Source organism: Stutzerimonas decontaminans, assembly GCF_000661915.1.
GTDB lineage: Bacteria > Pseudomonadota > Gammaproteobacteria > Pseudomonadales > Pseudomonadaceae > Stutzerimonas > Stutzerimonas decontaminans.
This window is the reverse complement of sequence record NZ_CP007509.1, coordinates 339,076-365,408: the sequence shown is the minus strand read 5'-3', so window position 1 is coordinate 365,408 and position 26,333 is coordinate 339,076. Positions and strand designations below refer to the sequence as shown.

Sequence of the window (26,333 nt, the reverse complement as noted above, 5' to 3'; positions counted from 1 at the left end):
AACTCCCCCTAAAAAAATCGGGCTTCCATATGGAAGCCCGACTTCTACCTCAACCTTGTGTCAGAGCAGGTCTGACGTCCGGCTGCATTATCAGTTAGTGATCAAGCGCAACGCCAGCACCTTTCGGGGTACGAACGCTCTCGACCAGATCCTGAATTTCCTGCGGCGGCGCTTCGGTAGCCATCGACACAGCGTAGGCAACAGCGAAGTTCAGGATGGCACCCACAGCACCGAAGGCCTGCGGGGAGATCCCCATCCACCACTGATCAGGCGTGTTCGGGATGCTCGCAGTGCCTGGGATGAAGAACCAGCCCAGGTACAGGAAGATGTACACGGCGGTGGAAACCACACCAACCAGCATACCGGCGACGGCACCCTTGCTGTTCACGCGCTTGGAGAAGATACCCATCATCAGCGCCGGGAACAGGCTCGCTGCCGCAAGACCGAACGCCAGTGCCACCACCTGCGCGGCGAAGCCCGGAGGATTCAGACCCAACCAGGTTGCCAGCAGGATCGCTGCCGTCATGGAAAGACGAGCAGCCAGCATCTCGTTCTTCTCGCTGATCTTCGGATTGATGAGTGTCTTAATAAGGTCATGACTGATGGCAGACGAGATCGCCAGCAACAGACCCGCAGCAGTCGAGAGCGCAGCAGCGATAGCACCTGCGGCGATCAGACCGATGACCCAGCTTGGCAGATTGGCGATTTCCGGGTTGGCCAGAACGATGATGTCGTTGTTCACGGTCAGCTCGTTGCCATTCCAGCCACGCTCTGCAGCGGTCGGAGCGAAGGCGGCGCTGGCGTCGTTGTACATCTGCACACGACCGTCGGCGTTCTTGTCTTCCCACTTGATCAGGCCAGTCGTTTCCCAGGTCTGTACCCAATCTGGACGATCTTCGTAGCGGATCGCTTCGGCCTGCGGGCCTTCCGGATAGATGGTATTGACCAGGTTCAGACGTGCCATGGAGGCAACGGCCGGAGCGGTGAGGTACAGCAGGGCGATGAAGACCAGGGTCCAGCCAGCGGACCAGCGGGCATCAGCTACCTTCGGTACGGTGAAGAAGCGAATGATTACGTGTGGCAGACCAGCAGTACCGATCATCAGCGACAGGGTGAACAGGAACATGTTCAGCTTGTTGTCGACGTCAGCAGTGTAGGCAGCGAAGCCAAGGTCAGTAACAACCTGATCCAGCTTGTCCAGCAGCGGCACGCCGGACTCGACGTGGGTGCCGAACATACCCAGCATCGGAATCGGGTTGCCAGTCAGCTGCATGGCAATGAACACGGCCGGGATGGTGTAGGCGATGATTAGAACCACGTACTGCGCCACCTGGGTGTAGGTGATGCCCTTCATGCCGCCGAATACCGCGTAGGCGAACACGATGGCAGCAGCAATCCAGATACCGGCGGAGTTGCTCACTTCCAGGAAGCGGGAGAACGCCACACCAGCACCTGCCATCTGACCGATTACGTAAGTAACGGAGATGAGGATGAGGCAGACGACAGCTACCAGGCGCGCGCCACGGCTGTAGAAGCGGTCACCGATGAAGTCCGGCACAGTGAACTTGCCGAACTTACGCAGGTAGGGCGCCAGCAGCATCGCCAGCAGCACGTAGCCACCGGTCCAACCCATCAGGTAAACGGAAGTGGCATAACCGCCGGAAGCGATCAGACCGGCCATGGAAATGAAGGAAGCTGCAGACATCCAGTCTGCCGCAGTCGCCATACCGTTGGTAACGGGGTGAACGCCACCACCAGCAACGTAGAATTCCTTAGTCGACCCAGCGCGGGCCCAGATCGCGATTCCTATATAGAGCAGGAAGGACGCGCCCACGAACATCATGTTGATCCAATATTGGCTCATTGTGGTTACTCCTCAACCCCGAATTCCTTGTCCAATTTGTTCAGCCGCCACGCGTAGTGGAAGATGATCAAAATGAACGTGATGATGGAACCCTGTTGAGCGAACCAGAAGCCTAGATCCGTGCCCCCAACCGGGATGCCGGATACCAGCGGGCGCAGGAGGATACCGAAACCATACGAGACAAGAGCCCAGACCACCAAGCTCCAAGTGATAAGGCGAACATTCGCCTTCCAGTACGCAGCAGCATTTTCTTTATCGTTGTCGGCCATTGACGTTCTCCGCCTTATTTTTATTGCGTGTGAAGGGAACCCACATGCTGAATTTAGCAGGGGTGCCTTTATGATTGAAAGCCCCGACTTTAGTCTGACGATCGACCCAGTACCGCTGTGAAGCTGTCGAACAGAGCCGCTCGCACACCTCGACCTGTCTACAAGCGATCTGCCAGCAGACGAGCGCTAACCTTCGTCGCAGACAGGCTGCGCGAAAGACCTAGGGGAATCGCGCCGATCGCCGGCTGTCGCCTCGGCATCCATTTCAAGACTGACCGGTCATGGGAATTCCAACCGCCATATATTCACCGCGCAGGGAGCCCATTTGAATTAATTAAAAGCTTGTTGAAGAGAGCCGAATAAATTAGAAAGCAACTAACCGCGCCGCTTAATCAATATTAGATAAATTTAATCAACCGACTAAAAACAAAGAACCTACAAAAAATAAACTATCTTTATTGTATGGCTCTTTTATTTCAACACATCGCTTTCAATACATCGCCCTGCTCCCAGGCGTAGCCCCATGCGCACAGCGACAGTGTGGTCTGGAGGCAGCAGAACTCTACCCAAGCCGCGCAGAGCAGCGATGCCGCCTCCCGGCAACAGCACAGGGTATATAAGGAAGGCGCCAGCCGCCCGCTGCACCGGGCGCCACCGGTGCTAGCAATTGACGCCGCGGGGCCGGCCACCCGGCCTGCTGCCCCTGGCGCTTGGCGTGGCGCAAAAGAACGCTTCGCTCGACTGGCGAAACGGCGCTAGCAGGTCGGCTGACCCGCCGTGTATTTCGCTGTCGGGTAGATCGCTGCGTTCAGATCACGGATGGTCTCGGCACCAATCAGCAAGGGATAGCTGAAGTGGGTGCGGTCGGTCAGATTGACTTCGACATCTCGCAACTGGTCGCCGATGCACAACTGCATGCCGACGATGGGGCGCTCGGCCCGCGGTGGCTCGCTGTCCGGGTCGACATTGCCGGACTCCTCGGCGCGCGACTTGATGCGGCTGATGCCCAGCAGGCGCTGCTCATAAAGAGTGTCATCGGCGCCGTCGACTGCAAGGCGGAAGCGGACCCAGTCCTCGCCGTCCCGCTTGAACTGCTCGATGTCCCGTGCCGACAGCGATGCGGTCATGGCGCCGGTATCCATCTTGGCCGGCAAGGTCTTGCCGATCTGTTCGATCTTGATGTGTTCGTAACGTCCGTAGAGTGTGGGCTCGGCGGCGAACGCGGGTAGCGCCAGCAAACCGGTAAGGAAAAGAACGCGAGACAAAACAACCTCCTGAGAGCGGGTAATGGACAATTTTCGATCAGGGTGGTGGCGAGGGGTTCCGTCTAGCGGCCTTTTCAAAACGTTTCATCATGCCGGCGCATTGCCACGCCCGCGCTTCGCGCCCGACGCATGCCTCGGCAGCTGATAGACTGCAGATCGATTCCCGTCCGAAGACTTTTCCCGTGCCCAGTACCGCTTTTTCTTCCCTGTCTCTTTCCGCCGCCATGCTGGCCAATCTCGATGCACTCGGCTACGCCGCGATGACACCGATCCAGGCGCAGAGCCTGCCAGTCATGCTCAAGGGCCAGGACCTGATCGCCCAGGCCAAGACCGGCAGCGGCAAGACGGCCGCCTTCGGCATCGCGCTGCTCGAACCGCTCAACCCGCGTTATTTCGGTTGCCAGGCGCTGGTGCTGTGTCCGACCCGCGAGCTGGCCGATCAGGTGGCCAAGGAGCTGCGCCGCCTGGCACGGGCAGCGGACAACATCAAGATCCTCACGCTCTGTGGTGGGGTGTCGATCGGGCCGCAAATCGCCTCGCTGGAACATGGTGCACACGTCATCGTCGGAACGCCGGGGCGGGTGCAGGAGCACCTGAAGAAGGGCACGCTGAAGCTCGACGGACTGAATACCCTGGTACTCGATGAAGCCGATCGGATGCTGGACATGGGTTTCTACGACGCCATCGCCGAGATCATCGGCCAGACCCCGGCCAGGCGGCAAACGCTGCTGTTCTCGGCCACCTACCCCGCCGGCATCAAACAGCTTTCGGCGAGCTTCATGCGCGATCCGCAACAGGTGCGCGCTGAAGCGCTGCACGATGACGCCCAGATCGAGCAGCGCTTCTACGAGATCGATCCCGAGCAGCGCATGGATGCCGTGACACGGCTGCTGGCGAGCTTTCGTCCGGAAAGCTGCGTGGCGTTCTGCTTCACCAAGCAGCAATGCCAGGAACTGGTCGATCACCTGAGCGCCAACGGCATCTCGGCCATGGCGTTGAACGGCGACCTCGAGCAGCGCGACCGTGATCAGGTGCTGGCGATGTTCGCCAACCGCAGTCTGTCGGTGCTGGTGGCGACCGACGTCGCGGCGCGCGGGCTGGATATCGACGCGCTGGACATGGTGATCAACGTCGAGCTGGCGCGGGATCCGGAAATCCATGTGCACCGGGTCGGGCGCACGGGCCGCGCCGGCAATCAGGGCCTGGCCGTGAGCCTGGTCGCGCCGGCTGAAGCCCATCGCGCACAGGCCATCGAAAAACTGCAGCAGGCGCCGCTCAACTGGCAGCCACTGGATGGCCTGAAGGCCAAGGCCGGAGCGCCGTTGCAACCGCCGATGGCGACCCTGTGCATCGGGGCGGGCCGCAAGGACAAGCTGCGCCCAGGCGACATCCTCGGGGCGCTGACTGGCGATGCCGGCATTCCCGGCATCCAGGTGGGCAAGATTGCCATCTTCGATTTCCAGGCGTTCGTCGCCGTCGAGCGCGGCGTGGCCAAGCAGGCACTCAAACGCCTCAATGAAGGTAAGATCAAGGGCCGCTCGCTGAAGGTCCGTGTGCTCTGACAGGCCTGGCGCCGCTTGCGCCGAGCGCAGATACCGACCGACTTTAGTTAAGCCGGCTGGTTGAACGCAGGAGCCAAGCGTGACAGCGTGCGCGGTGGTTTCGTCCAATCAGGCCCACACCAACGGATCGCTCCATGCCGCAACCCTCGCTCAGCCAATCCCTACGTCGCCTCTGGGCGCTGGAGAAGTTTGGCTACAGCCTGCGCGTGCTGATCGCGATGGCCGGCAGCATGGGGCTCAGTTGGTACCTCGGCCAGCCGACGCTGATCATTCCGCTGTTCCTCGGCATCATTGCCAGCGCGCTGGCGGAAACCGATGACAGCTGGCTGGGCCGGCTGAATGCACTGCTGGTCACGCTGCTGTGCTTCAGCATCGCTGCCGTGGCTGTCGAGTTGCTGTTTCCGTATCCCTGGCTGTTCGTCGCCGGCCTGGCGATCTCCACCTTCGCACTAGTCATGCTCGGCGCGCTCGGCGAGCGCTACGGGGCGATCGCCCAGGCCACGCTGATCCTCGCGATCTACAGCATGATCGCTGCCGACCAGCGCAACGGCGAGTTGCAACATTTCTGGCGCGACCCGCTACTGCTGGTCGTCGGCGCTGCCTGGTACGGCCTGCTCTCGGTGTGCTGGAACGCGCTGTTCGCCCACCAGCCGGTGCAACAGACACTGGCGCGGCTGTACCGCGAACTCGCCCTGTACTTTCGCTACAAGGCCGCGCTGTTCGAGCCGGTCCGCCAGCTGGATGTCGAACAGCGGCGCCTTGAGCTGGCCCAGCAGAACGGCCGCGTGGTCAGCGCCCTGAATGCGGCCAAGGAAACGCTGCTGCATCGTCTCGGCAACGGTCGCCCAGGCGGCAAGATCAATCACTATCTGAAGCTGTATTTCCTCGCCCAGGATCTGCACGAGCGGGTCAGCTCGTCGCACTACCCCTACCAGGCCCTGGCCGAAGCCTTCTTCCACAGCGACGTACTGTTTCGCTGCCAGCGCCTGCTGCGTCTGCAGGCCAGCGCCTGCGCGGAACTTGGCGAGGCCATCCAGATGCGCCAGGCATTTCGCTACAGCGACGCCAATGCGCAGGCGCTGGAAGACCTGCAGGCCTCGCTGGAGCATCTGCGCGGGCAGAACAACCCGGCCTGGCGTGGCCTGCTGCGCTCGCTGCGCGCACTGTCCGGCAACCTTTCCACCCTGCAGGGTCAGCTCGCCAGTGCCAGTGATCCCGGCACCCTGGACGGCGAAGCGGACAGCAGCCTGCTTGACCGCCAGCCGCAAACCCTGCGCGAAGCATTCAATCGCATTCGCCTGCAGCTGACACCCACCTCGCTGCTGTTCCGCCATGCGCTGCGCATGACGATTGCCCTGGTCGCCGGCTACGCGGTGCTGCATGCCATCCATCCCGAGCAAGGCTACTGGGTGCTGCTGACCACCGTGTTCGTCTGTCAGCCCAACTACGGCGCCACCCGCATCAAGCTGGTGCAGCGCATCAGCGGCACTGTATTGGGGCTCGTCGCTGGCTGGGCACTGTTCGATCTGTTCCCCAGCCAGCCGATCCAGGCGCTGTTCGCCGTGGTCGCCGGCGTGGTGTTCTTCGCCACCCGCAGCACGCGCTACACGCTGGCTACCGCGGCCATCACACTGATGGTGCTGTTCTGCTTCAACCAGGTTGGCGACGGCTATGGCCTGATCTGGCCGCGGCTGTTCGATACCCTGCTCGGCAGCCTGATCGCCGCCGCCGCGGTATTCCTTATCCTGCCGGACTGGCAAGGCCGGCGCTTGAATCAGGTGGTCGCCAATACGCTCAGCTGCAACAGCGACTATCTGCGCCAGATCATGCGCCAGTACGACAGCGGCAAGCGCGACGACCTGGCCTATCGGCTGGCGCGACGCAACGCCCATAACGCCGACGCGGCGCTGTCTACCACGTTATCGAACATGCTGCTGGAACCGGGCCACTTCCGAAAGGATGCCGAAACCGGCTTTCGCTTCCTGATCCTTTCCCACACCCTGCTCAACTACCTCTCCGGGCTCGGCGCCCATCGCGAGAGCCTGCCGGACGATGCACGCGACGCACTGCTGGAAAACGCCGCGAAGCAGCTGGCGAAGAGTCTCGACGACCTGGCCGCCGCACTGGCGCAAAACAAACCCGTCGCCATCTACAGCGAGGAGGAAGAGGCGCTGGCGCAGCAGCTGGAGCAGACCCCTGACGAGATGGACGATGCCCACCGTCTGGTGCAGACGCAGCTGGGGCTCATCTGCCGGCAGCTGGCACCACTGCGCAGCATGGCCTCGCACCTGATCAGGCAACGACCGACAGGCCAGGCTCAGGATTCGCGCTAGTCGCCTGAGCGGTGAGTTGGTTGAGGAAAGTTCGGATGAACATGACTCTGAGACAAGGCGCTGTGACGAGTCATAGCGGCTTACGGCAAGGAGTAGCAAGCAGTATCAGGGCCATGGGCGCCGAAATTGACCAGCTGAACTTACCAAACAAGCCACTAGGGCAACGCCTTTGGGACCGGCATTCCGTGGCGCACAAAGATCGCCGCATAGCTGCCATCAGCGATCATCGCGGTGATCTCCCGGTTGAAGGTCGCGATGATATCGGCCGAGCGAGGATGGTCGCTGCGCACCAACAGCGACAGGCCAGCCCGCCGGAATTCACCCGGCACGAACTCCAGCGCATCCCGCTCATGCCCCAGCTCGCGCTCCAGGTGGAACAGCGCAGTGAGCTCGTCCTCCAGCGTCAGGTCGACACGCCCGGCGAGCACCATCTTGGCCGCCTGGACAAAATTGGCGGCGTACCCCTTCTGCAGACGCGCGTCCTGATCCAGCTCGTCGCTGTACATGTAGCCGCGGCTCAGCACGATCGGATGACCGACCAGGCTGTCGAGCCCGTCATAACGGATGTTGCTCCCGCGCCGCTGGACCCAGCGCATCCGGTTGATCAGAAACGGGCGGGAGCTGTGCGTGAAGTCGACACGTTTGACCGTCGACCAGCCGTTGACCATGTCGTAGCTTCGGTTGCGCAGCCCCAACAATGCACGCTCCCAGGGCACCTCAATGTATTCCACCTGGTAACCCGCACGGCCGAGCGCGGTGCGGATGAGCTCGACCGACACCCCGTCACCGGGCAGGCTCCGGTCGGTGTAGGGAGGCCAGACGTTACCGGCCAGACGAAGCACTTCGGCGGGCAGCGAAGCGCTTGCCAGCAGCAATATCAACCCGATGACGCGTCGTGTGCCGGTCAAATTTTCTCGCTCTTCTGGCGAAACGCTATCATCCCCAATCAAAGCACAAAGCGCGCCGGTTGACGCCCACGTCTCGTCGGATGCCGGGCTGCATCGAAACTGCGGCAGGAGTACCATCGCGCGTTTTCTGACGAGGTAAGCAGTGTGCAGATAGACGTGGTGATAATCGGCGCCGGTGCGGCGGGCCTGATGTGTGCCTTCACCGCCGCTGCACGGGGTCGTCAGGTCCTGCTGCTGGATCACGCCAACAAGGCCGGCAAAAAGATCCTCATGTCCGGCGGGGGGCGCTGCAACTTCACCAATCTGTACACCGAGCCGGCCAACTTCCTCTCAAGCAATTCGCATTTCTGTAAGTCCGCGCTGGCACGCTACACCCAGTGGGACTTCATCGAGATGGTCAACCGTCATGGCGTCCCCTATCACGAGAAGAAGCTCGGCCAGCTGTTCTGCGATAACAAGTCCAGCGACATCCTGGAGATGCTGCTGGACGAATGCGCCCAGGCCGGCGTCGACCTGCGCCTGGATACCGCGGTCGAGTCGATTGCCAAGCGTGACGAAGGGTACGAGTTGCAGACCGGCGTAGGCGCGGTGCATTGCCAATCGCTGGTAATTGCCACTGGCGGCTTGTCGATCCCGACACTGGGTGCCAGCGGCTTCGGTTATCAGATTGCCCGTCAGTTCGGTCACAACGTACTGCCGACCCGTGCGGGACTGGTGCCCTTCACCATCACCGAGCCGCAACTCAAGACCATTTGCACCGAGCTTTCCGGCACATCGGTAGAGGATTGCCTGGTCAGCTGCAATGGCCAGAGCTTCCGCGAGAACATCCTGTTCACCCATCGCGGATTGTCGGGGCCGGCGATCCTGCAGATCTCGTCCTACTGGCAACCGGGCGAGGTGGTGCACATCAACCTGTTGCCGCACCTGGACCTGAACGAGTGGCTGTCCGCGCAGAAACAGGAACGGCCCAACGCCGAGCTGAAAACCGTGCTGGGAGAAGTCTTCACGCGCAAGATGGCCGGCCTGCTCTGCGAGCACTGGTTCGTTTCCAAGCCATTGAAGCAGTACGTCCCCAGTGAATTGGAGGCGATCGCCGACAAGCTCGCGGATTGGCAATTGGTGCCGGCCGGCACCGAGGGCTATCGCACCGCGGAGGTGACGCTAGGAGGGGTGGACACCCGAGAGGTGTCGTCCAAGACCATGGAATCGCAGAAATCAGCCGGGCTCTACTTCGTCGGCGAAGTGCTGGACGTCACCGGCCATCTGGGCGGCTTCAATTTCCAGTGGGCCTGGGCTTCGGCCTACGCTGCCGGACAGTTCGTCTAGCCGGCGCAGAGCCGAATCGACGGGTTACTCGTTGGTCCGGTTGGACGGCGGCGATATTTCCCGCGGACCAGCCGGATCGGTCGCGGTGTTCTGATACTCCTGCTGATTGCGAGTATTGTTATCCAACGCCGACTCTTCCTCGTCCGGCGAGCAACCGACCAGCGCCAGCGCAGTCAGCGCGCCCGCCAATGCATACGTCCACTTCATGGTTTTTCTCCTGCTGAAGGCACCTCGCGCAACGCGCAAGGTGCCCGGATCAGGTGGTATCGCGCTTATTGCGACGTGCCGGTACCAGTGCTTGGCGCAGTGCCCGTGCCGGTGCTAGGCGCAGTGCCGGAGCCGGATTCGGTGCCCAGGCCGCTGCCGTTGTCGGCCGGCGGAGTCGCCATGTCGCCGGAAGTGCCAGTGCCAGTGCTCGGCGCGGTACCAGTACCGGTGCCAGTGCCAGTGCCTGCAGGCGGTGTGGTGGTATCACTGGAGGGTGCCGCAGGCTGCTCGGTGGTCGCCGGCGGCGGAGTCGGCTCACGCTCGCGGTCTTCGTCCGGGCCGCAACCGACCAAAAGAAGTCCGAGTACGGGGGGCAGCAGATAGGTAAGACGCATGGTTAACCTCCTTCAGAGTGGTCCGGCGGATAGCCGGAGAGTTCTTGAATCATCAGATCCACAGAAGGTTGACCGCCTCGAGGCGCAAGAGTGCCCCGCCGGGCCGTTTGAGACCGCGCGCCGGCCCAGCTCAGCCCGGCACCGGCTGCACCGCCGCGCAACTGGGCAACGTCTGTCTCGCGTGCCGCAGGCCCCAGAGGCCGTCGGCACTGCGCGTGCCATCGAACAGTGACTGCAACTCGGCCGCCGGCCGGGGCGGGCTGAACCAGTAACCCTGCACCGTCTGGCAGCCCTGCGCGACGAGAAACTCGATCTGCTCGGACCGCTCCACCCCTTCGGCAACCACCGCCAGGCCCAGACTCTGGCCTAGACCGATGATGGCGCGACTGATCGCCACTGAATCGGCATCATCCGGCGCTGCCGCGATAAAGCTGCGATCGACTTTGAGCACATGCAGCGGATAGCGCTTCAGATAGCCCAGCGAGCAGTAGCCCGTGCCGAAATCATCCAGCGCCAGGCGCACCCCCAGCGCAGCAATCTCGTGCAGACAGTTCAGCATCATCTCGCTGTCGTGCATCAGCAGGGTCTCGGTGATCTCCAGCAGCAAGCTATGCGGCGGCAGCCCGGTTTCCCGCAGCACGCGGGCCAGCAGTTCGGCGAAGTCGACCTGCTGCAGCTGACGGATCGACAGATTGACCGCACAGTAGAGCTGCGTCTGCCCTGCCTGCTGCCAACAACGGACCTGACGGCAGGCCTCGCGCAGTACCCATTCGCCCACGCGGACGATCTCGCGAGACTCCTCCAGTACCGGAATGAACTCGCTGGGTGCCACTGGCGTGTCGTTGAAACGCCAGCGCAGCAGCGCTTCGACGCCCAGCAGATAGGGCTGCCCATGCTCGACGCGGCAGATCGGCTGGTAGTGCAAGGCGAACTCTCGCCGCGCCAGCGCCTGCGCCAGGGCGCTTTCCAGCTCCAACTGGCGTGCCGCCTTGGAGTGCAGACCATCGCAGAACAGCGCGAACTGATCCTTGCCGGCGCTCTTCGCCCGATACAAGGCGAGATCCGCAGCCTGCAGAACGTTCAGCGCCTGGCCTTCGCGCTGCAAGGGCGCGATGCCGATGCTGGCACTGACCGACAGCGTGCGCTCGCCAAGCTGCAACGGCTCGCGCAGCGCGACCAGCATCCGCTGCGCCACGCGCTCGGCATCGGCTTCGCAGGCCAGATCGCCGAGCAGGGCGACGAACTCGTCACCACCGAAGCGCGCCAGATGATCGCCCGGACGCAGGCAGCACAGCAGTCGCTGCGCCACATCAACCAGAACCTGATCGCCAGCGGCATGCCCGAGGCTGTCATTGATCAGCTTGAAACGATCCAGGTCGATAAAGAGCAGCGCCGCCGCCCGCCCATGCGGGCGCTGTTGCACCTCCCTGAGCAACTCGTCGAGATGCAGGCGGTTGGCCAGACCGGTAAGCGCATCATGACGGGCTGCATGGCGCAGGCATTCCTCGGCTGCCTTGCGGGCGCTGATGTCGGTCTGCGAACCGGCCATGCGCAACGTGCCCTGCTCACAGCGTTCGGCTACCCCACGCACCAGCACCCAAAGATAATCACCAGATTCGGTACGTACACGGTACTCATGCGCCAGCGAAGGAGAACGGCCATTGAGGTGATCGGCGATCGCTTCGCGCAGCCCGGGTAGGTCATCCGGATGCACACGTTCGAACCAGCTGCGGCTGCAATAGCTGGGCTGCATCGGCATCGCCAGCATGGCGGTCCAGCGTTCGGAGAGGTGCAGCTCGTCGCGCTCCACGTCCCACTCCCAGATGCCGTCCTCGGAGCCGCGCAGTGCTCGGGTCAGGCGCGCCTCGCTGTCCTCCAGCGCATGCCGCTGCGCGGCGCTGTAGGTGTCGATGGCCAGGATCATGTCGAAGAAGACGATTTTCAGCAGGCTGTCGTAGACCGCATGCTGCTCGCCCTCCCCAAGCAGGGTCCGCAGCATTTCCGACAGGTAGAGACGATACGCGCCCAGATACCATTCCAGGTCGACACCCATGCGCTGATGCACCAGCCCGACCAGCAGCCGGTCGCGCACGTAATCACGCTCGTAGGGGCCGCGCCACAGACGGCGATAGTAGTCCTGCTGACGCTGCTTCAGCCGTGCCATTCCAACAGCATCGTTCTGCATGACGGAGGGCTGGCCGAACCCGCTCAGGTGCTCGTAGAGTTTTTCGATGAAGGCGAGGTGCGCGGGCTCCAGCTCCGCCGCAGCGCGGTTCAGCCGCACCCCGTCGCCGGCCTGCCATTGCAGGAAGCGTTTGCGCACAAGAATCTGATCGAGGCCCAGCCCGACCCGTTGTAGCAATGCCTTCAGCTCGTCTTCCATCCCTGCCCCTATACGCTGAGCCCGCATCACTCGACAGCGCAGGTTTGGTCGAGGCCTTGGGTCAGATGATGCTGTTGAGCCATCAAGGGTCGCAGCGAGGTCCCGCGGCGTTGTTGATGCAGGTCAGCAAAGCAGATGGTCCCGGGGCAGACCATGGTAGAGCGGACCGGGGCGGCAAGCCCCGGTTTTGCCGGGCGGAATTCAGGCCGCCAGTTTGGCCGCCAGCTCCTTCTTCAGACGATTGCGCAGCTCGGTCATCTGCTCACCCATCTCTTCGAGACGCTTGGCATCGAACAGCTCGCGCGCCTGCGGGAACATTTCCGACTCCTCTTCCTCGATATGGTGCTCAAGCAGCTCCTTGCACACCTTGGCGCGACCGGAAAACTCGAGGCTGCCGGGATCGGTGGCCTTGAGGTCCGGCAGTACCAGCGCATCCACCGCGCGGTGTTCTTCCTTGGCCTCGTGGTACATCTTTTTCTCTTCCTTGCCGCCGGCTTCCTTGTAGGCGGGATAGAGAATCTGCTCTTCCAGCTGGGTGTGGATGGTCACTTCCATTTCCAGCTTGCTCAGCAGTTCGGTGCGCGTCTTCACGGCGCGCTCGGTGGATTCGGTCAGGCGCGTCAGCAGGTCCTTCACGCGCTCATGATCCTCAATAAGCAGGTCGATGGCGTTCATGTGCTGTCCTCTTCGGCTTCACGGCAAAGAACCGGGCTGCACTGCCCGGCTCGAAAAACGGCTGCGGCATTAACCGCAGCCGCAGGCTCAGGCGTACTCGTATGTGGGCAGTGCGGTACGGCTCTGGCTTTGTAGGTGCGCGATGGAAGGCGACATCCCCGCCTCCAGCGCCAGGTCGCGGCGAACCGAGCTGACGACCCACTCGAGTTGAATTCTGGTCTGGGTCTGCCCCTTGGAGAGCGCACGCTTGACCAGGGTGCGGTCGTCGTTACGCAGGGTCAGCAGCAATCCGCCATCCGGGCGGGGCTCGGTGAGCACTTCGAACTCAGGAAAAGCAGCAGTAAGGAATTGTTGTGCAGCGGTCATTGTTCTGTACTCCAATAAGTTCCAGCGCACGTAATGGAGCAGCGTTCGTGCCAACCTTACATACCAATATTTTTCCTTTATAAACAACGACTTACGTTTAACATACAAAGCATTAAGCCGTGCAAAACGCAATACGAAGCGTGACGCAGGTTGCATTCTGCGGCCTGCAATGACGGCTCAGGCCTTGCGCCAGACGCTCGCAAGCCACGGCTGCTGCGCCGTGGGCAGCCCTGCTGGGCGGTAATAATGCTCCAGTTCAACGAAGCCGGCCGCCAGCAAGTGCTTACGCCAGGTCGGCCAGCAGTACCAGACGCCATAGCGATCGCCGTTCCAGCCCTCCTCGTCCTGCCCGCGGGGATTGGAGCAGAACAGCACCCCGCCCGGCTTCAGCGTGCCGTGCAGGTGCGCCAGAACGTTTGCCAGATGCACGCTCGGGACATGGAAGAGCACCGCGTTGGCGAAGATGCCGTCGAACGATTCAGCCGGCAGTTGCAGGTGCAGCAGGTCCTGTTGCCAGACCTCACAGCCGCTGTCCGCTCGCGCCATTTCGACGAAGGTCTCGGTACCATCAAGCCCGACCGCAACATGTCCACGGGCGGTGAGCGCCTTCAGGTCGCGGCCGGGGCCGCAGCCCAGGTCAAGAATGCGCAGCGGGGGCTGGGCCTGAATGTGACGCAAAAGGGCATCGAGGTTCTGGCTAACGTCGTGCTCTCGGGTGCCCTCGCGAAACGCCTCGGCGTTGAAGCGGTAGTAGTCGAGAGTGCGCTGCGCTGCCTGCTCCGATTCGCTCATGGTGAACTCCTGCAATACCTGGCCGACCACCCTACCGCGGCCCGCCATCCAGGGCCAGCAGGGGCGCCCGGCTAGGCGCCCCCAGCTAGGCGCCCCCAGCTAAGGTCGGCCTTGAGCGCAGCGTCCGAAGCGGCGAGGATGCTGTTCACAACGTGCGCCAGCGCACAGCAGCGCAGCGAAAGTGACGACCGTCTGGCTGCAGGACTGAAACTTGCAGCGCGTAACCTGTCGAAACCCTGTCCGGCTCGCAATGGGCTGGCATGCAGCACGTAAGGCAACATCGAGACCACCATGAACCACGCACCGCCGAAAATCGTCCTGCTCGTCGAAGACGAGCCGCATATCCTCAGCCTGCTCTCGGATTATCTGGCCGGCGAGGGCTACCAGGTGCTGGAGGCGGACAGTGCGCCCAAGGCGTTCGAAATCCTGGCGACCAAGCCGCATCTGGATCTACTGGTGACCGACTTCCGCCTGCCGGGCAACGTCTCGGGCGTGATGATCGCCGAACCTGCGCTCAAGCTGCGTCCCGACCTCAAGGTGATCTTCATCAGCGGCTATCCGATCGAGATCTACGAGTCGGGCAGCCCGATCGCTCGCTCCGCGCCGGTACTGGCCAAACCCTTCGCCCTGGACACGCTGCGCAGCCAGATCCAGCAGTTGCTCGCCAGCTGAACGAGGTCAGGCACAAACGAAAAAGCCCGCTCGAAGCGGGCTTTTTCATATCAGGACCGATCAGTTGATCTTCGGGTCCAGTTCACCACTGGCGTAGCGCTGGAACATGCCTTCCAGCGAGATCGGCTTGATCTTGCTGGCATTGCCGGCTGTACCGAAGGCTTCGTAGCGCGCGATGCAGATGTCGCGCATGGCCGAGACGGTCTTGGCGAAGTATTTACGCGGGTCGAACTCGCTGGGGTTCTTCGCCATGAACTCGCGAATCGCGCCGGTGGAGGCCAGACGCAGGTCGGTATCGATGTTGACCTTGCGCACGCCGTACTTGATGCCCTCGACGATTTCCTCGACCGGCACGCCGTAGGTCTCACCGATTTCACCACCGTACTGGTTGATGATCTGCAGCCACTCCTGCGGCACCGACGAGGAACCGTGCATCACCAGATGGGTGTCCGGGATGCGCGCATGGATTTCCTTGATGCGCTGGATCGACAGGGTGTCGCCAGTCGGCGGCTTGGTGAACTTGTAGGCGCCGTGGCTGGTGCCGATGGCAATCGCCAGGGCATCGACCTTGGTCTTGGCGACGAAGTCGGCGGCTTCTTCCGGGTCAGTCAGCAGCTGGCTGTGGTCAAGCACGCCCTCGGCACCGACACCGTCTTCCTCGCCGGCCATGCCGGTTTCCAGGCTGCCCAGGCAACCCAGTTCGCCTTCCACGGAAACGCCGCAGGCATGGGCAAAGGCCACGGTCTGCTGGGTCACGCGGACGTTGTAGTCGTAGTCGGCGGGGGTCTTGCCGTCTTCGCGGAGCGAGCCATCCATCATCACCGAGGAGAAGCCCAGCTGGATCGAGCGCTGGCAGACATCCGGGCTGGTGCCGTGGTCCTGATGCATGCACACCGGGATATGCGGGAATTCTTCGATCGCCGCCAGGATCAGATGACGCAGGAACGGCGCACCGGCGTATTTGCGCGCACCGGCGGAAGCCTGGACGATCACCGGGGAGTCGGTCTTGTCGGCCGCTTCCATGATGGCGCGCATCTGCTCGAGGTTGTTGACGTTGAAGGCCGGCACGCCGTAGCCGAACTCGGCGGCGTGGTCGAGCATCTGGCGCATGCTGATGAGTGCCATGTTTTCCTTTCTCCCGGTCTGGGTCGTTTGATCGTGTAGAGCCTGCCGCAGTGGCTGGCGCTGTTCAAGCGCCGCACCTGGGCGCGGCATTGTAGAGGCGGGAGCGGCAAATGCCAGCGTCCCGCCAGCGCTTTCAATTCATGCCCCGCAGCGGCAGGGCAGCTTCGACTCGTTTGACTGCTAGATGCTGATGAGCGACGCACTGCAGCCGTGGGCGAGCACCTTGTCATCGGCGACGCGGTACACCAGCGCCTCGTTACCCTTGTCATGGAAGGCGATAACGCCATCGCTATAGAAACTGCCACGCGTTGCAGGTTCCTTGCGCAGGGTGTGAACACGCTCGCTATTGCCAACTTTCAGGTCGATCGCGCTGCGTTGCTCGTTGGCATAGCGCCAGGCGATGTTCTGCTGGCTCTGGCATTTCCAGCGCACGAACGGCGCGTCCGGGCCCGATTGCCAATGGCCACAACCGCCGAGCAGCAATGCTGCTACCAGCATGGACAGGCCTCGTTTCATTCCTTCTCCTTGGCAGCGTCAATCAGGGGCAATCCTGCAGGCCGCCTTGCGTGATGGTCGGGTCGCCTGTGGCCTGAATCTCCACGCGCTGGTCATGCTCGGCAGTCGGGCTGAGCACCGGCGGCGGGTCGAGCACCTGGCAAGCCGTATCCGGCAAATTGCCGGCGCAACCGGCCAGGCCCAGACAGCAAAGTGCAACGACGGCATAGCGCATGATGCATCCCCTTTCCTTATTCAAGATAGAACAAAGACCACGACGGGCAGCCGGGGTTGCCTGCAGGCGGTTAACGTCGCCGGCGCCATGGCGCCGGCGACCTGGGCCGATCGAGGCACTCACCTCGACGACGAAATCAGCCGGCGCGCTGTTCCAGCACTTCGACGGCCGGCAGCACCTTGCCCTCGACGAACTCGAGGAAGGCGCCACCACCGGTGGAAATATAGGAAATCTGCTCGGCTACGCCGTACTTATCGATGGCTGCCAGGGTGTCGCCGCCACCGGCGATGGAGAACGCCGGGCTCTGGGCGATGGCCTGGGCCAGGACCTTGGTGCCGTTGCCGAACTGGTCGAACTCGAACACACCCACCGGACCATTCCAGAGGATAGTCTGCGAGGCTTTGAGCATCTCACCGAACATGGCAGCGGTCTTCGGCCCGATGTCCAGGATCATGTCGTCGTCGGCCACATCGGCGATGGCCTTGACTGTGGCTTCGGCGCTTTCGGCGAACTCCTTGGCGACCACCACATCGACCGGTAGCGGCACGGCGACCTTGGCGGCGATGGCCTTGGCGGTATCCAGCAGATCGGCTTCATGCAGCGACTTGCCGACGTTGTAGCCGGCAGCTGCGAGGAAGGTGTTGGCGATGCCGCCGCCAACGATCAGCTGATCGCAGATGTCGGCCAGCGAGGTCAGCACGTCGAGCTTGGTCGATACCTTGGAGCCGGCGACGATGGCCACCATCGGCCGTGCCGGCTTGTCCAGTGCCTTGCCCAGCGCTTCCAGCTCGGCGGCCAGCAGCGGGCCGGCACAGGCGACCTTGGCGAATTTGGCCACGCCGTGAGTCGAGCCCTGAGCGCGGTGGGCAGTGCCGAAGGCGTCCATGACGAAAACGTCGCACAGCGCCGCGTATTTCTGCGCCAGTTCGTCGGTGTTCTTCTTCTCGCCCTTATTGAAGCGCACGTTCTCCAACAACACCAGTTCACCCGGCTGCACCTCGACGCCTTCGAGATAGTCCTTGATCAGCGGCACTTCGCGGCCGAGGGCCCTGGACAGGTAGTCGGCGACCGGTTTGAGGCTGTCTTCCTCGCTGTAGACGCCCTCTTCCGGACGGCCCAGGTGCGAGCAGACCAACACCGCGGCGCCCTTCTCCAGCGCCAGCTTGATGGTCGGCAACGAGGCCAGGATGCGTGCATCGCTCTTCACCGCGCCATCCTTCACCGGCACGTTGAGGTCCTCGCGGATCAGCACGCGCTTACCCTGGAGGTCGAGATCGGTCATCTTCAAAACGGTCATGTTGGTCTTCCTTAAGGTCGAGAAGCAGCGATGTTCCAGGCGCGGGAGCTAGGTGCGATTGGCCACGCGCAAATAATGGTCGGTGACGTCGAGCATGCGATTGGCGAATCCCCATTCGTTGTCGAACCATGCCAGCAGGTTCACCAGGCGCGGGCCGGAGGCGCGCGTCAGGCTGCCGTCGACGATCGCCGAATGCGGATCGTGATTGAAATCGCAGCTGGCGTGGGGCAGCTCGGTATACGCCAGCAAGCCCTGCAAAGGCCCGTTTTCAGCGGCTTCGCGCAGCACCCGGTTGATCGTTCGCGCATCGGTATCGCAGGCGGTCTGCAGCGTGATGTCCAGACAGGACACGTTCACCGTTGGCACCCGCACCGCTTTGGCCTGAATCCGCCCCGAGAGTTCCGGCAGCAGGCGCTCAATGCCTCGGGCGAGCCCGGTGGACACCGGAATCACCGACTGAAAGGCCGAACGGGTGCGGCGCAAGTCCTCATGGTGGTAGGCGTCGATCACCGGCTGATCGTTCATCGCCGAATGAATGGTGGTGATCGAGGCGTATTCGATGCCTACCGCGTCGTTGAGCAGCTTGAGCAACGGCACGCCGCAGTTGGTGGTGCAAGAGGCATTGGACACCAGCCGCTCGGCACCGGTCAGCTGCTGCTGGTTGATGCCCATGACCACCGTGGCGTCGACGTCCGCCGCGCTGGCCATCGGCTGGGAGAACAGCACCCGCGGCACACCTGCGGCGAGAAAGCGCTCGCCATCGGCACGGCTGGTGTAGGCACCCGAGCACTCCAGCACCAGATCGACGTCCAGCGCCCGCCAGTCGATGGCCTCGGGCGTCGACTCACGCAGCACCTTCACGCAGTGCCCATTCAAATGCAGGCAATCGCCGTCCACGCTCACATCGCCGGGAAAACGGCCGTGGGTGGAGTCGAAACGGGTGAGGTATTCCAGGCTGGCCATGTCGGCCAGATCGTTGAGGGCAACGAACTGGAAATCGAAGGCGGCGCCGCGCTCATAGAATGCACGCAGCACGCAACGGCCGATGCGGCCGTAGCCGTTGAGGGCGACGCGATAGGGACGGGCGTTGGCCATGGGTTCTCGTCGGTCCTGCAGGTGGAAAGCCGCAGACGGCTCTCCACCCTACGCGGATGGGGCTCGATGGGATGGATGACCGCAGCCACCGCGTCCCATCTTCGCGATCAGTCCTCCAGCAGCTCTTCGGCGACGGCGAGGATGTTGTCGACGGTGAAGCCGAACTCCTCGAACAGCTGGTTGGCCGGAGCCGATTCGCCGTAGGTGGTCATGCCGATGATGCGACCGTCGAGACCGACGTACTTGTACCAGTAGTCCGCGTGCGCCGCCTCGATGGCGATGCGCGCGCCGACTTCCACCGGCAGCACCTGCTGCTTGTAGGCGGCATCCTGGCTATCGAACACGCTGGTGCAAGGCATCGAGACGACACGCACCTTGCGGCCCTGTTCGGTCAGCTTGTCGGCGGCCTGCACTGCCAGGCTGACTTCCGAACCGGTGGCGATGAGGATCAACTCCGGCTCGCCGGCGCAGTTCTTCAGGATGTAGCCACCGCGGGCAATGGCCGCTTCGGTTTCGTTGTCACGCACATGGAACGGCAGGTTCTGGCGCGAGAAGATCAGTGCGCTCGGGCCATCCTTGCGCTCAAGCGCGTGCTTCCAGGCCACCGCGGATTCGACGGTATCGGCCGGACGCCAGGTATCCAGGTTCGGCGTGGTGCGCAGGCTGGTCAACTGCTCGATCGGCTGGTGGGTCGGACCGTCTTCGCCAAGACCGATGGAATCGTGGGTGAACACATAGAGAACCCGCTGCTTCATCAACGCCGACATGCGCACGGCGTTGCGCGCGTATTCCATGAACATCAGGAAGGTCGCGCCGTACGGGATCAGGCCGCCGTGCAGGGCGACGCCGTTCATGATCGCGGCCATGCCGAACTCACGCACGCCGTAATACATGTAGTTGCCCGAGGCATCCTCGGCGACTACCGGCTTGCAGCCCTTCCACAGGGTCAGGTTGGAGCCGGCGAGGTCCGCCGAACCGCCGAGCAGTTCCGGCAGCAACGGGCCGAAGGCATTCAGGCAGTTCTGGCTGGCCTTGCGGCTGGCGATGGTCTCGCCCTTGTTGGCGACTTCACGGATGAACTCGCTGGCTTTCTCGGCAAAATCAGCCGGCAGCTCGCCTGCCATGCGCCGCTTGAACTCGGATGCCAAACCCGGGAATTCGGCCTCGTAGGCGGCGAAGCGCTTGTTCCACTCGTTCTCCGCGTCGGCGCCCTTCTGCTTGGCGTCCCACTCGGCGTAGATCTCGGCCGGGATTTCGAAGGGACCATGCTTCCAGCCCAGCGCCTCACGGGTCAGCGCGATCTCGGCGTCACCCAGGGCAGCACCGTGGGATTCTTCCTTGCCCTGCTTGTTCGGCGAGCCGAAGCCGATGATGGTCTTGCAGCAGATCAGGGTCGGCCGGTCGCTCTTGCGCGCGGTCTCGATGGCCATCTGGATCTCTTCGGCGTCATGGCCGTCGACGTTGCGGATCACCTGCCAGCCATAGGCCTCGAAGCGGCGCGGGGTGTCGTCGGTGAACCAGCCATGCACTTCGCCGTCGATGGAAATGCCGTTGTCGTCGTAGAAGGCGATCAGCTTGTTCAGGCCCAGGGTGCCGGCCAGCGAGCAGACTTCATGGCTGATGCCTTCCATCATGCAGCCGTCACCAAGGAACACGTAGGTGTTGTGGTCGACGATGTTATGGCCGGGGCGGTTGAACTGCGCAGCCATGACCTTCTCGGCCACGGCGAAGCCGACGGCGTTGGCCAGGCCCTGGCCGAGCGGGCCGGTGGTGGTCTCGACGCCAGCGGTGTAGCCGAACTCCGGGTGGCCCGGGGTCTTGCTGTGCAGCTGGCGGAAGTTCTTCAGGTCATCGATGGACAGGTCGTAGCCGGTCAGGTGCAGCAGCGAGTAGATCAGCATCGAGCCGTGGCCGTTGGACAGCACGAAGCGGTCGCGGTCGGCCCACTGCGGGTTGGTCGGGCTGTGCTTCAGATGATCGCGCCAGAGGACTTCGGCGATGTCCGCCATGCCCATGGGGGCACCCGGGTGGCCGCTGTTGGCTTTCTGCACGGCATCCATGCTGAGGGCGCGGATGGCATTGGCTCGCTCACGACGGCTGGGCATCGCTGAATCTCCTGCGGGGGTGTACGTAGAAAAAGGCGGCCATTTTCCCCTACCGAGGGTGGCCGGGGCAATGACTGAATGGCCGCCGCGCGCGCTCAATCCAACAGCTCGACACCCTGACTGGTTACGTCCGGCAGGTGCTCGAGCAGGTAGTCGCGCATGCGCATCAGGGTCGCCGACTCATCGCCGCCGCCAGGCCAGACCAGGTAATAGCTGTCGCCGGACTTCACCGCCTGCTGCAACGGCAGCACCAGGCTGCCGCGCTGCAGTTCGGTGCCGACCAGCGCCAAGTCGCCGATCGATACGCCATGCCCCTGCGCCGCGGCGGAGATGCCCAGCTCCAGGGTGTCGAAAAGCTTGCCCTGCTGCCAGGCGATCTGATCCGCGCGTCCGGTGCGCTGCAACCAGCGCCGCCAGTCCCGACAGTCCCGCGAAGGGTGGATCAGCTCAGCCTCGCCCAGCTGCTGCGTAGCCCAAGGGGTTGCGCCGAGCAGGTCGGGGGCGCAGACCGGCACCAGCCACTCGTCGAACAGCTTCACCCGCCGCCAATCAGCAGGAAAACCGCCGTTGCCCAGCAGGATTGCGCAGTCGAACGGCTCGCTGCTGAAGTCCACCGCATCCAGATCCATCCAGGCGCTGGTGAGCTGCACGCGGCTTTGCGGATGGGCCATATGGAAACCCTCCAGCGTGCCCAGCAGCCAGCGCATGGTCAGGGTCGACGGCGCCTTGAGGCGCAGCGCGCCGCGCTGGCGCGTCACTGCGACACAGGCATTCTCGATGGTACGGAAGCCGATCTTCAGCTCTTGCGCCAGCAGCCGTCCGGCGTCGGTCAAGACCAACCGCGAACCGCGCCGTTCGAATAGCTGACAGCCCAGGTGCTCCTCCAGGGTCTTCACATGCCGGCTCACCGCACTTTGTGTGATGAACAGGCTCTGTGCTGCCTGGGTGAAAGAACCGAAACGCGCCGCCACTTCGAAGGCGCGCAGGGCATAAAGAGGCGGCATGCGTGGCGCTGCAACGACCGAATCCGGCATGACTAAAACTCATCCTTAGGGGCTGTTTTATCCATTTTTCATTCCTCTCCTGCATCTCAATACTGCGCCAGCAATGGGTTCCAGGCCATCCCAGGCTTTTCGTCCCACTCATTCGAGCGCAATAAAAACTCAGGAAAGGATGCCATGCAGAACAAATATTACGAGACGCTTCTGGCCAACGCGGTAGAGAAAAGCGCGCTGCAGCATGAGCAGATCGGCCAGATCGTCAATTTCAGGCTGTTCGGCAACAAGAAAGGCTTCATGACCCTCGAAAGCCTGCCCATCGGAGACATCCCTCCCACGCCGCTGAACCGCGACCATCTCTGCAAGCCGGATGACAGCAGCGAGCGTCTGTTGCTGCAGGCCACCGCCCTGCTCGGCGAGCCGATCGGTTACGTGCAGGAGTCCGACGGCTGCATCGTCAACAACTTCTTTCCGCAGCAAGCACATTCCCGGGGAGCAACGTCGGACAGTTTCGATACCGAACTGGACCTACATACCGAGAATGCCTTTCATGCCGTGCTGCCCGACTATCTGGTGCTGCTTTGCCTGCGCCAGGATCCGAATGCCGAGGCGGTCACCTATATCGCCTCTAGCGAGCGCATCCTCGAGCGCCTGACGTTCGAGGAGCGGTCGTTCTTGCTTGCCGAGCCGTACAACTTCCTTTCCGATTACGGACCTACCGAGAAGAACCAGCGCATCGATATCAACCGCCACCAGACCGTGCTCTATGGCGATCCGGACGCACCCTTCTTTCGCTTTGACCCGCAATTCATGCTGGCCTTCAGCAGCCGCGCCCAGCAACTGATGGACAGGCTGCGCGCCATCGCCTGGGAGGTGGTCGAGCCGGTACGCCTGAACCGTGGCGACATGCTGATCATCGACAACCGCCGCACCGCCCATGCGCGCAGCCCCTTCAGTGCACACTTCGATGGCAGCGATCGCTGGATCCAGCGCGCCTTCGCCATCACCAACCCGAACTTCTACGCCGAACGCCTGGGCCAGCGCAGCCGGGTATTCGGCCTGGTGACCGAACTATGAACGCTACTTACCTCGCCTTCGCCGCCGCGGTCGCACTACTGATCGCCTCACCTGGCCCGATTGTCGCACTGGTAGTCGCTGACGCTCGCCGCCGCTGGCCGCTGTGGACCATTCTCGGCGGTGCGCTGTCTGCGCAGATCCTGATGATCGCCGCACTGGTGATGATCTATCTGGCACTGGACCTCGACCCGCTGGTGCTCGAAGCCGGGCAGATCCTCGGCGGCCTGTACCTGATCTGGCTGGGCTGCGACGGCCTGTGCGGCGGGCGCAGCGAAACCGCGACGCCCAAACGCAGCGAAGCGCATTATTTCTGGCGCGCGATGGCGGTAGGCCTGTCCAACCCCAAGGACATTCTGTTCTTTCTCGCTTTCCTGCCCGGCTTCATCCTGCCCGCGCAGCCGTTCGCCCCGCAGGCAACGGTGCTGATCGTGATCTGGGCGGTGATCGACCTGAGCATCCTGCTCGCCTACAGCCTGCTGTCGCGGCGCCTGGCCGGCGAGGGGCTGATCCAACGCCTGCTGGATATCCTGCCCAATTACTTCCTCATCGGCCTCGGCCTGGTGTCCTGCACCCTGGGGCTGTCCCGCCTGCTGCAGTAACCCTGCGCCGACAAGGGCAATATCAAAACTTTTTGATATTGCCCTTGCTGTACGAAAAGTGACCGACTAGACTGCGCCGCTTATGAGCCTGCGCATGCCCCAGATCCGTTTCGACGCCAGTGATTCGCTCGCCGCCCTGTGCAAGGCCGGTGGCGATGCGCTGCGTCTGAACGTACTGCGGGCGCTGGCCAGCGATTCGTTCGGCGTACTCGAACTGGCGCAGATCTTCGCCATCGGTCAGTCGGGTATGAGCCACCATCTCAAGGTCATGACCCAGGCCGGCCTGCTGGCGACGCGCCGCGAAGGCAATGCGGTGTTCTATCGACGTAGCCTGCCGCAGGCCGATAGCCTGGGTGGCAAGTTGCATGCGGCGCTGCTCGAGGAGGCCGACCGGCTGGAGCTACCTCGTGAGATCGAGGCTCGTATCGCCGCCGTGCATGCCCAGCGCAGCGCGGCCAGCGAGGATTTTTTCGCACGCATGGCTGACAGCTTCCAGGCCCGTCAGGACCTGATCGCCGGCTTGCCGCAATACCGCGACAGCGTGATGGCGCTGCTCGATGCACTGCACTTCGACGTCAGCGCCACGGCGCTGGAGGTCGGTCCGGGCGACGGCAGCTTTCTGCCGGAGCTGGCACGGCGTTTCGCCCGCGTGGTGGCACTGGACAACAGCCCGGCCATGCTCGATCTGGCACGCGCGCGTTGCGAAGAGGCGGGACTGGAAAACGTCGAGCTCAAACTCGCCGATGCCCTACACGACGACTGCGCGCCGGCCGACTGCGTGGTGTTGAACATGGTGCTGCACCATCTGGCAGCGCCTGGCGAAGCAATGAAACAACTGGCACGGCTGGTGAGCGCAGGCGGCATTCTGCTGGTCACCGAGCTGTGCAGCCACAACCAGAGTTGGGCCAGGGAGGCCTGTGGCGATCTGTGGTTGGGGTTCGAACAGGACGATCTGGCCCGTTGGGCCGATGCCGCGGGGCTCACGCCCGGCGAGAGCCTCTACATTGGCTTGAAAAACGGTTTTCAGATCCAGGCCAGGTACTTTTCCCGGCCCGCCTCCTGACAGCCGCCTCACCCACCGGTAATAGGAAACCGATAGATGAGCGAATACTCGATTTTTACCTCCGAGTCCGTATCCGAAGGGCATCCGGACAAGATCGCCGACCAGATCTCCGATGCGGTGCTCGACGCCATCATCACCGAGGACAAGCACGCCCGCGTGGCCTGTGAAACGCTGGTCAAGACCGGTGTGGCGATCGTTGCCGGCGAAGTGACCACCTCGGCTTGGGTCGACCTGGAGCAGCTGGTGCGCGATGTCATCATCGACATCGGCTACAACAGCTCGGAAGTCGGTTTCGATGGCGCCACCTGCGGCATCATCAACATCATCGGCAAGCAGTCGGTGGACATCGCCCAGGGCGTCGACCGCAGCAAGCCGGAAGACCAGGGCGCCGGTGACCAGGGCCTGATGTTCGGCTACGCGAGCAACGAAACCGACGTACTGATGCCGGCGCCGATCCGCTTTTCCCACGCTCTGGTCGAGCGCCAGGCCGAAGCGCGCAAGAACGGCCTACTGCCGTGGCTGCGCCCGGATGCCAAGAGCCAGGTCACCTGCCGCTACGAGAATGGCAAGGTTGCCGGCATCGATGCCGTGGTCCTGTCGACCCAGCACAACCCGGAGGTCAAGCAAAGTGACCTGCGCGAAGCGGTGATGGAGCTGATCATCAAGCACAGCCTGCCCGCCGAACTGCTGCACAAGGACACCCAGTACCACATCAACCCGACCGGCCAGTTCGTCATTGGCGGCCCGGTGGGCGACTGCGGCCTGACCGGACGCAAGATCATCGTCGACACCTACGGCGGCATGGCCCGTCACGGCGGCGGTGCCTTCTCCGGCAAGGACCCGTCCAAGGTCGACCGTTCGGCCGCCTATGCCGGCCGCTACGTGGCCAAGAACATCGTTGCCGCCGGTCTCGCCGAGCGCTGCGAGATCCAGGTGTCCTACGCCATCGGCGTGGCCCAGCCGACCTCCATCTCGCTGAACACCTTCGGCACCGGCAAGCTCAGCGACGACAAGATCATCGCCCTGGTCCGCGAGCATTTCGATCTGCGCCCGTACGCGATCACCACCATGCTCGACCTGCTGCACCCGATGTACCGCGCCACCGCAGCCTACGGCCACTTCGGTCGCAATCCCTACGAGATGACGGTGGGTGCCGACACCTTCACCGCCTTCACCTGGGAGCGCACCGACAAGGCCGATGCCCTGCGCGCAGCAGCTGGCCTGTAA

General features: G+C 62.9%; 24 protein-coding genes and 1 pseudogene. 8 read left to right on the top strand and 17 right to left on the bottom strand.

The features are described from left to right. Positions 1–94: 94 nt before the first annotated feature. The 3 genes from UIB01_RS01700 to rloA2 form a co-directional block, all read right to left on the bottom strand. On the bottom strand, positions 95–1,864 hold the full coding sequence (locus UIB01_RS01700; RefSeq protein ID WP_038656275.1) for a sodium:solute symporter family protein: 1,770 nt from the start codon (positions 1,862–1,864) through the stop codon (positions 95–97). Between the two features lie 5 nt (positions 1,865–1,869). Then, positions 1,870–2,133: a DUF4212 domain-containing protein gene (locus UIB01_RS01695; RefSeq protein ID WP_038656273.1), complete on the bottom strand. Its 264-nt coding sequence runs from the start codon at positions 2,131–2,133 to the stop codon at positions 1,870–1,872. A gap of 755 nt (positions 2,134–2,888) precedes the next feature. Continuing rightward, positions 2,889–3,398: a retropepsin-like aspartic peptidase RloA2 gene (gene rloA2, locus UIB01_RS01690; protein ID WP_038656271.1), complete on the bottom strand. Its 510-nt coding sequence runs from the start codon at positions 3,396–3,398 to the stop codon at positions 2,889–2,891. Between the two features lie 182 nt (positions 3,399–3,580). On the opposite strand from rloA2, the gene dbpA reads away from it, so the two are divergent. After that, on the top strand, positions 3,581–4,960 hold the full coding sequence (dbpA, locus tag UIB01_RS01685) for an ATP-dependent RNA helicase DbpA (protein WP_038656269.1): 1,380 nt from the start codon (positions 3,581–3,583) through the stop codon (positions 4,958–4,960). Positions 4,961–5,094: 134 nt separating this feature from the next. Beyond that, positions 5,095–7,293: a YccS family putative transporter gene (gene yccS, locus UIB01_RS01680; protein ID WP_038656267.1), complete on the top strand. Its 2,199-nt coding sequence runs from the start codon at positions 5,095–5,097 to the stop codon at positions 7,291–7,293. Positions 7,294–7,448: 155 nt separating this feature from the next. On the opposite strand, the gene UIB01_RS01675 is transcribed toward yccS, so the two are convergent. After that, entirely contained in the window at positions 7,449–8,318 is an 870-nt protein-coding gene (locus UIB01_RS01675) for a substrate-binding periplasmic protein (protein WP_080695035.1), read from the bottom strand. Positions 8,319–8,390: 72 nt separating this feature from the next. On the opposite strand from UIB01_RS01675, the gene UIB01_RS01670 reads away from it, so the two are divergent. Further along, entirely contained in the window at positions 8,391–9,527 is a 1,137-nt protein-coding gene (locus UIB01_RS01670; protein ID WP_051605125.1) for a BaiN/RdsA family NAD(P)/FAD-dependent oxidoreductase, read from the top strand. Positions 9,528–9,551: 24 nt separating this feature from the next. On the opposite strand, the gene UIB01_RS01665 is transcribed toward UIB01_RS01670, so the two are convergent. From UIB01_RS01665 to UIB01_RS01640, 6 genes are all read right to left on the bottom strand, one after another. After that, on the bottom strand, positions 9,552–9,734 hold the full coding sequence (locus UIB01_RS01665) for a hypothetical protein (RefSeq protein ID WP_038656261.1): 183 nt from the start codon (positions 9,732–9,734) through the stop codon (positions 9,552–9,554). A 65-nt stretch (positions 9,735–9,799) separates the two neighbouring features. Further along, complete coding sequence (locus UIB01_RS01660; RefSeq protein WP_038656260.1) at positions 9,800–10,129, bottom strand: hypothetical protein; 330 nt, start codon at positions 10,127–10,129, stop codon at positions 9,800–9,802. A gap of 130 nt (positions 10,130–10,259) precedes the next feature. Beyond that, the gene (locus UIB01_RS01655; protein WP_038656258.1) at positions 10,260–12,512 is read right to left on the bottom strand and encodes a putative bifunctional diguanylate cyclase/phosphodiesterase; all 2,253 of its coding nucleotides are present in this window, start codon (positions 12,510–12,512) and stop codon (positions 10,260–10,262) included. Between the two features lie 201 nt (positions 12,513–12,713). Next, positions 12,714–13,187 carry a PA2171 family ribosome-binding persister protein gene (locus UIB01_RS01650; RefSeq protein ID WP_038656256.1) on the bottom strand — a complete coding sequence of 158 codons (474 nt, stop codon included), beginning with the start codon at positions 13,185–13,187 and terminating at the stop codon, positions 12,714–12,716. 87 nt (positions 13,188–13,274) lie between these two features. Beyond that, positions 13,275–13,553, bottom strand: a complete 279-nt coding sequence (locus UIB01_RS01645) for a DUF3509 domain-containing protein (protein WP_013984288.1) — start codon at positions 13,551–13,553, stop codon at positions 13,275–13,277. Positions 13,554–13,730: 177 nt separating this feature from the next. Then, positions 13,731–14,345 carry a class I SAM-dependent methyltransferase gene (locus tag UIB01_RS01640; protein ID WP_038656252.1) on the bottom strand — a complete coding sequence of 205 codons (615 nt, stop codon included), beginning with the start codon at positions 14,343–14,345 and terminating at the stop codon, positions 13,731–13,733. A gap of 291 nt (positions 14,346–14,636) precedes the next feature. On the opposite strand from UIB01_RS01640, the gene UIB01_RS01635 reads away from it, so the two are divergent. Next, positions 14,637–15,017, top strand: a complete 381-nt coding sequence (locus UIB01_RS01635) for a response regulator (protein WP_038656250.1) — start codon at positions 14,637–14,639, stop codon at positions 15,015–15,017. Between the two features lie 60 nt (positions 15,018–15,077). Here UIB01_RS01635 and fba read toward each other — a convergent pair whose 3' ends face one another. From fba to UIB01_RS01600, 7 genes are all read right to left on the bottom strand, one after another. Then, complete coding sequence (gene fba / locus UIB01_RS01630; RefSeq protein WP_038656248.1) at positions 15,078–16,142, bottom strand: class II fructose-bisphosphate aldolase; 1,065 nt, start codon at positions 16,140–16,142, stop codon at positions 15,078–15,080. Positions 16,143–16,322: 180 nt separating this feature from the next. Further along, positions 16,323–16,658, bottom strand: a complete 336-nt coding sequence (locus tag UIB01_RS01625; RefSeq protein ID WP_038656246.1) for an MliC family protein — start codon at positions 16,656–16,658, stop codon at positions 16,323–16,325. Between the two features lie 22 nt (positions 16,659–16,680). Next, on the bottom strand, positions 16,681–16,872 hold the full coding sequence (locus tag UIB01_RS01620) for a hypothetical protein (RefSeq protein WP_038656244.1): 192 nt from the start codon (positions 16,870–16,872) through the stop codon (positions 16,681–16,683). Positions 16,873–17,008: 136 nt separating this feature from the next. After that, positions 17,009–18,169, bottom strand: coding sequence for a phosphoglycerate kinase (locus UIB01_RS01615; protein WP_038656242.1), 1,161 nt, complete (start codon positions 18,167–18,169; stop codon positions 17,009–17,011). A gap of 48 nt (positions 18,170–18,217) precedes the next feature. After that, positions 18,218–19,264, bottom strand: coding sequence for an erythrose-4-phosphate dehydrogenase (gene epd / locus UIB01_RS01610; RefSeq protein WP_038656240.1), 1,047 nt, complete (start codon positions 19,262–19,264; stop codon positions 18,218–18,220). Between the two features lie 107 nt (positions 19,265–19,371). Beyond that, a complete protein-coding gene (tkt, locus tag UIB01_RS01605) occupies positions 19,372–21,369 on the bottom strand; it encodes a transketolase (RefSeq protein WP_038656238.1) in 1,998 nt (665 codons plus the stop codon). Positions 21,370–21,464: 95 nt separating this feature from the next. Beyond that, positions 21,465–22,403, bottom strand: a complete 939-nt coding sequence (locus tag UIB01_RS01600) for a LysR substrate-binding domain-containing protein (RefSeq protein WP_038656236.1) — start codon at positions 22,401–22,403, stop codon at positions 21,465–21,467. Positions 22,404–22,547: 144 nt separating this feature from the next. Here UIB01_RS01600 and UIB01_RS01595 point away from each other — a divergent pair, with 144 nt between their 5' ends. From UIB01_RS01595 to metK, 4 genes and pseudogenes are all read left to right on the top strand, one after another. After that, positions 22,548–23,444 (top strand): TauD/TfdA family dioxygenase, encoded by an 897-nt coding sequence (locus tag UIB01_RS01595; protein WP_038656234.1) that lies wholly within the window; start codon positions 22,548–22,550, stop codon positions 23,442–23,444. Continuing rightward, positions 23,441–24,043 (top strand): LysE family translocator, encoded by a 603-nt coding sequence (locus UIB01_RS01590; protein ID WP_038656232.1) that lies wholly within the window; start codon positions 23,441–23,443, stop codon positions 24,041–24,043. The genes UIB01_RS01595 and UIB01_RS01590 overlap by 4 nt, the downstream gene beginning before the upstream one ends. Before the next feature lie 82 nt (positions 24,044–24,125). Beyond that, positions 24,126–25,128: pseudogene (locus tag UIB01_RS01585) on the top strand (ArsR/SmtB family transcription factor). 14 nt (positions 25,129–25,142) lie between these two features. Then, entirely contained in the window at positions 25,143–26,333 is a 1,191-nt protein-coding gene (gene metK, locus UIB01_RS01580) for a methionine adenosyltransferase (protein ID WP_038656228.1), read from the top strand.